The organism is Mesorhizobium sp. P5_C1, from assembly GCF_054049815.1.
Genome location: NZ_JBFULQ010000348.1, coordinates 1 through 5949, shown reverse-complemented (window position 1 = coordinate 5949; position 5949 = coordinate 1). Strand labels below are relative to the sequence as shown.

At 63.6% G+C, this 5949-nt stretch carries 6 protein-coding genes; all 6 read right to left on the bottom strand.

Annotation, left to right across the window (positions count from 1 at the left end):
- On the bottom strand, positions 1–121 hold a 121-nt coding region (locus ACXJ7R_RS22675; RefSeq protein WP_457153803.1), incomplete at its 3' end, for a hypothetical protein.
- Positions 122–281: 160 nt separating this feature from the next.
- Positions 282–1946: an ABC transporter substrate-binding protein gene (locus tag ACXJ7R_RS22670; protein ID WP_457153802.1), complete on the bottom strand. Its 1665-nt coding sequence runs from the start codon at positions 1944–1946 to the stop codon at positions 282–284.
- 239 nt (positions 1947–2185) lie between these two features.
- Positions 2186–3370, bottom strand: a complete 1185-nt coding sequence (locus ACXJ7R_RS22665; RefSeq protein ID WP_457153801.1) for a mandelate racemase/muconate lactonizing enzyme family protein — start codon at positions 3368–3370, stop codon at positions 2186–2188.
- Position 3371: 1 nt separating this feature from the next.
- Positions 3372–4478 carry a mandelate racemase/muconate lactonizing enzyme family protein gene (locus tag ACXJ7R_RS22660; protein ID WP_457153800.1) on the bottom strand — a complete coding sequence of 369 codons (1107 nt, stop codon included), beginning with the start codon at positions 4476–4478 and terminating at the stop codon, positions 3372–3374.
- Between the two features lie 35 nt (positions 4479–4513).
- On the bottom strand, positions 4514–5206 hold the full coding sequence (locus tag ACXJ7R_RS22655) for a GntR family transcriptional regulator (protein ID WP_457153799.1): 693 nt from the start codon (positions 5204–5206) through the stop codon (positions 4514–4516).
- A gap of 120 nt (positions 5207–5326) precedes the next feature.
- On the bottom strand, positions 5327–5949 hold a 623-nt coding region (locus tag ACXJ7R_RS22650; protein ID WP_457153798.1), incomplete at its 5' end, for a HalD/BesD family halogenase.

Sequence of the window (5949 nt, the reverse complement as noted above, 5' to 3'; positions counted from 1 at the left end):
CACCCTGTACCGTGCCAAGCATGGACTTGCCGATCGGCGATGGATCGGGGTCGCCGCTCCATGGCTCGACGCCGACGAGCCTGCCGTTCTCGGCACGGACTTCGTAAGTCCCCCAATGCATGGTGGTGAGCAGGGTCTCGGATCCATGGGACAATGATAAATCGCCCCGCAACGCGGGGTTTCACGTCAGGCCGACGCGCAGCGCCTTGCCTCGGCCTGGCAGCGAAACCGCCAGCCCCCCGCAGGGGCTGGCAGTTGCAGGATGGCTTGTCTGCCTCCGTTCAGGCCTTCGATGCCTTGTCTAGGAACAGCTGCGACATCGCGGTCGGCTGCACGCCGGCCACGCCTTTCGCCGTCGCTGTCAGATAGTCGTAGAAATAGCCGAAGATGACTGGCGTCTCTTCGAGCAGCAGGTTCTGGATCTTGCCTGCGGTCGCCTTCTGCGCCTCGAGGTCGAGTGCGGCGATGTAGCTGGTCGCCAGCGTGTCGTAATCCTTGTTCTTGAAATGCGCGGCGTTCCAGGTGCCGTCGCTCTTCAGCGGTGCTGCAAGATAGACATTCGGCACCCCGCGGTGGCCATAGTCGGTGATGCCCATCACCGAATCCAGCCAGTTCGACTTGCCGAACACCGCGTCTCCGTAATAGCCGCCCTGGTCGAGGATATTGAGCTCGAGCTCGATGCCGATCTCCTTGACCCAGTTCTGGATCAGCTGGGCGTATTCGGGGATTTCCAGGTAACGCTCGGTGGTCAGCGTTACCTTGAAGCCCTTGCCGGCGCCCGCCGCTTCCATCAGCTGCTTGGCCTGCGCGATATCCTGCTTGCGCTGCGGCACGCTCGCATCGGTTGACGGATAGGCCGGGGCGAACGGGCTGTCATTGCCTGGCGAAGCCCGGCCTTTCATCAGACCGGCAACCAGCTTGTCACGGTCGAGGCTGAGTGCGATGGCGCGGCGCACGCGCGGGTCCTTGAAGGGGTCGGAATCGCAGCGCATATGCAGTTGCTGGTGAGCGACCGACTTCAGGCTGATGATGTCGACATTCGGATCGTTGAGCAGCGCGACACCGGACAGCACCGGCAGCTGGTTGATGATGTCGACCTGCCCGCCCTGCAGTGCCAGGATTTGCGGCTGCGTGTCGGTAAAGAAGGTGAATTCGGTGCGTTCCGGCAACGCCTTCGTGCCCCAATAGTCTTCGTTGCGGACGAAGGAGGCGCCGACCTTTGCCGTGTATTTCTCGATCTTGAACGGCCCGGTGCCGTCGAAGCTCTTCTCGTACTCGCCCTTGTAGCTCGCCGGGATGATGACCGCGTTGTAATTGTCGGACGACAGCATGTAGGGGAAGTTGCCGTTCGGCGCGTCGAGGTGGAACTCCACGGTGTAGTCGTCGACCTTCTTGCTGGCGCCCTTCTGCAGGATGCCGTTGAACACCGACAGCGCGTTGGACGAGTTTGCCGGATCGGCAAGGCGGTCGATGCTGGCCACGACGTCGTCGGCCTTCATCTCGCCGCCGCTGTGGAATTTCACGCCCTTGCGCAGCTTGAACGTCCACACCGTGCCGTTGTCGTTCGGCTTCCAGCTTTCGGCCAGCGCCGGCTGCAGCACGAGGTCGGGGCCGTCGACGCAGAGGAACTCGGCAACCTGCTGCATGACCAGGAGGCCGCCGGCGTCGGCAATGGTAACAGGGTCGATCGTTGCCGCCGGCACGCTGCTGGCGACGCGGATGGTGGCGCCGGGCGCGCCCTGGGCGCGCGCCAGCGACGGCATGCCGCCGAGGCCGACTGCTGCGCCGATGCGGCCCAGCAGCGGCAGCGACAAGCCGAGCAGGCTGCCGTGACGGATGAAGTCTCGGCGGCTGACCCTGCCGTCGACAAGGCCATCGATCAGGTGATTTTCAAGCGGCGAACGATTGCGCCGGATCAGGTCGAGAATGTGATAATTCTTGCTCATGGGTTTTTACCCTTTCCCCTATGTTTTTATGGCTGACGAATTTTGCGGATAGCTCCATTTTCCGGCCGCCAGAGTAGCCTGTCGACCAGGACTGTAGCATGCGATTTTGTCCGGTCCATCCAGTCCTTGCCGTGGATGCGCCGGATTCCTCACTGCACTGCTTTCGCCCGTCTTTGTCCGACCTTCCAGACCGAAGTCGCGGTGGTTGGCTTCTCGTTTGTTGGTCGCCTGCCTGTCATCTAGTTCAGCGGCAAACGGCGATAGGTTCCGGGCTTTGCCGGGTCATGATACTTGTTGCACGGTCCTTTCTCGATAAAGTCTCTGTGACAGGCAGCGAGGTTTTCCCGTGACAACGTGACGCCCAGACCGGGCCCTTCCGGCACGCGCACGACGTTGTTCTTCGGCGAAAACGGCCCTTCCTCGGTGACATCCATCGGCAGCATTCGAAACAGCGACTGGTTGGGCTCCCTGATCCAGCCGAGCGCCGCGCACAGATGCAGATAGGCCGCGCTGCCGATGCCGCTGTCGCCGCTGTAGCACCAGAAGTCGATGCCGGCATGCTCGCAGGCGCCGACAAAACGCAGCATGCGGCCGATGCCGCCATGCGTCGTCGGGTTGCCGACGAAAGCGTCCGGCACCTTCATGTCCATGGCGCGCGCAATGTCGATGTTGTGGGTCGAGAACGGGATCGAGCAGTGGCGCCGCAGTTCGCGCATCTCCTCGATCGTCGCCACCGGATCCTCCCAATTGCGCACGCCGAGCTCCTCCAGCGGCCGCGCCAGGCGACGCGCCGTCGCCAGCGAATAGGCCTGGTTGGAATCGATGCGGATCATCGCATCGTCGCCAAGTCGTTCGCGGATCAGCTCGACCATTCTCAGCGAGACTTTTGGATCCTGCCTCGAGAATTTGCCCTCGAAGAAGCTTGTCCCATGGGTCTGGTGCAGCTCGACGCAATAGTCGGCGACCTCTTCCGGCGTCGTCTCGCCCTTGACCTTCAGCCCGTCGCCGCGCAGCGAAAAATAGTCGGTGAACGGGATGTCCTTGCGCACGGCGCCGCCGRGCAACTGATAGAGCGGCTGGTTCCATGCCTTGCCGCGCAGGTCCCAGAACGCCATCTCGATGGCGCCGAAGGCCATGATGCGGGTGCGGTCGTTGATCGACTGCACGCCGGTCCAGTAGGGCAGGCAGACATTCTCGGCGCCGGCGATGTCGAAGGCATCGCGGCCGACAAGGCGCTGCGCCAGGACATCGTTGATGATCGCGGCGGCCGCCGGCGTCGGCGCCTCGCCGACGCCGATCAGCCCATCCTCGGTCTCGACCTCGACGATGGTCGGCGAGAACCCATCGAGTTCGCCGAACACCCAGGCGTAGGGCGCCTCGAGGCGCAGGTTGATCGGCGTGGCCTTGATGCTGCGGATTTTCATCTCAGCGGCCGATTTCGAAGAATGGCGTCCCGAGCAGGTCGGGAACCACGTCGATGCCGAGGCCGGGGCCATCCGGAATGCCCATGCGGCTGCCGGTGACCGGCGGCTTGTTCGACGCCGTGCGCACCGTCACCCATTCGTGGAAGGCGATGGCGTGCAGGCGGCGTTCCTCCGGCGTCGACAGCGACAGATGCGCCATCGCCGCGGTGTCGATTTCGGCGCCGCCAGTGTCCTCAACGGTGATCATGAAGCCGAGGTCGACGGCGAGATCGCGGATCTGCCGCGTTTTCGTCACGCCGCCAAGCCGCGAGATCTTCAAAGTCAGCCCGTCGGCGGCACCCTTGCGATGGATATCGAGCATATCGTCCAGCGAGGCGACGGATTCGTCCAGCACCATCGGCTTGTCGAGTGAGCGGCGCACCGACATGCATTCGTCGATGGTCGTGCAGGGCTGCTCGAACGTGTAGTCGATGGCCCGCGTCGCGTCAGCGAACTGGCGCGCCTGGTAGGGGGTCCAGCCGGCATTGGCATCGCAGAAGATCACCGTGCCTTTCGGCACCGAAGCGGCGACCGCAGTGACGCGCTCGATGTCGTCATGGACATTGCCGCCGACCTTGACCTGGAGCCGGTGGAAGCCGTCCTTGACGATGCGCTTGGCCAGCGCCGCCAYGGCCTCGACGCTGCCGTGGGTGACGACCTTGTAGAGCTCCGCCGTCTCGCTCTCCCGGCCGCCGAGCAGCGTTACCAGCGGCACATCGGCGGCGCGCGCGGCAAGGTCCCAGCAGGCCATGTCGAGCGCCGACTTGATGTAGGGATGGCCCTTGAACACCGTATCCATCAGCCGGCCGATGCCGGCCAGCCCACGCGGATCGTGGCCGATGAGATGCGGCGCGATCTCGACCACGCCGGCACGCACGCCAGCCGCGAAGGCGGGCGAGTAGAAATTGCCGAGCGGCGCCATCTCGCCCCAGCCGGTGATCCCGCTATCCGAGGTGATGGCGACGATCACCGCGTCGAAGGCGTCGGCAACGCGTCCCTTGGACATGCGGTAGGGCCCGTCCACGAAGGGCTGCACGACATGGTAGGCTTTGATGGTTTCGATCTGCACGTGTCTGTCCATTGTCTGCGGTGGTGAGGAACGGGTCAGGCGCCTTTCGACGGGCGATGTTCGAGATCGCGCGCGTAGGAAAGAAGCTCCTCGAAATCGAGGTCGATATGCTCGCGGGCATGGCGCTGGGCAGCGCGCATGTCGGCCCCTTTGAGCAGCGACACATAGGTCTCGTGAACGTCTTCGGCCGGCACCGCCTCATTGCGAGCCTGCTGGTGCAGGGCAAAATACATCTGCAACCGGCTGGTCAGCCGCTGCCAGGTTTCCAGCAGCACCGAATTGTCGGCCCATTCGTAGATCAGGCCATGCAGTTGCAGCGCCGTTTCGATCTGGCGGGTGGTGTCGCGGTTGCGGGTCGCCTGTTTCACCGCCTCGTGGCGCTGGTCAAGCTCGTCGAAGAAACGCTGGTCGCGCAACGGCCAGGTGCGCTCGATGGCGAATTCGTCGAGCACCTTGTTGAGCGAATAGGCATCATCGATGTCCTTGGCGGTGACATCGACGACGAAAGTTCCGGCGTAGGGAATGCTGGTCAGGATGCCCTCCTGCACCAGCTCGCGCATCGCCTCGCGCAGTGGCGCGCGGCTGACCCGCATCTGTTCGGAGATCCGGAGCTCGTTGAGTTTCTGGCCCGGTTCCAGCTGGCCGGTCAGGATCGCGCGCCGCAGCAGCGCGACGATCTCGGCGCGCCGCGTCGTATCCGCGATCGGACTGAAATCCACTTTCGCCATTCGGCCACTCCCAAGGAAACCGAGAGCAAGACAAGCAGATTGTCGACAATCTAACAAGAGGTCATTTTCGGATTCTTGGGGACCGCTTGGAGGACCGCTGGCATGTCTGCTTCTTCGGCCTCAGGCCGCGCGGCCGTAGAAGCCGACCCGTTCCTCGGCGCTGAACATCACGCCGGGCTTCTCGTAGTAGGAGAACACCGCGATCATGCGCTCGCGCTCGCCTTCGACGGTGGTGACGCGATGCGCGGTGTTCTTGCCGCGAAAGACGTTGAGCGTGCCGGGCTTCATGCGCAGGATCTTGGCTTCGGGGTCGCGCCCTTCGAGCAGCCTGGCGACGCCGTCATAGTTCGGATTGTCGTCCGACCGCAGGTCCGTGCGGTATTCAAGGTCGCCGCCGCGTTGCGACTGCTGCAGCAGGAGGGTTGTGGTGAATTCCGAACGGTCGAAATGCCAATTGAGTGCCTCGCCGGCGCGATAGGCCATGACATTGGTGCGCGCCAGCGGATCCTGCATGACATGCAGCCTGGTCTTGCCCATCGCCGCCGCCAGGAAGCGCAGCAGCGGTTCGTATTCGTAGATGGCAAGCACGACGCTGCCGGGGATCTGGTCGGCGCAAACGGTGTGGCTGATGGTCTCGACCTTGCGCAGTGCCGGATGGTCAGGCGCAAGCTCGGGAATGTCGGGCTTGAAGTAGATGTTGTGCATCCGCTTGTGCACATGCGAGCGCGCAGCCATGACAGGCT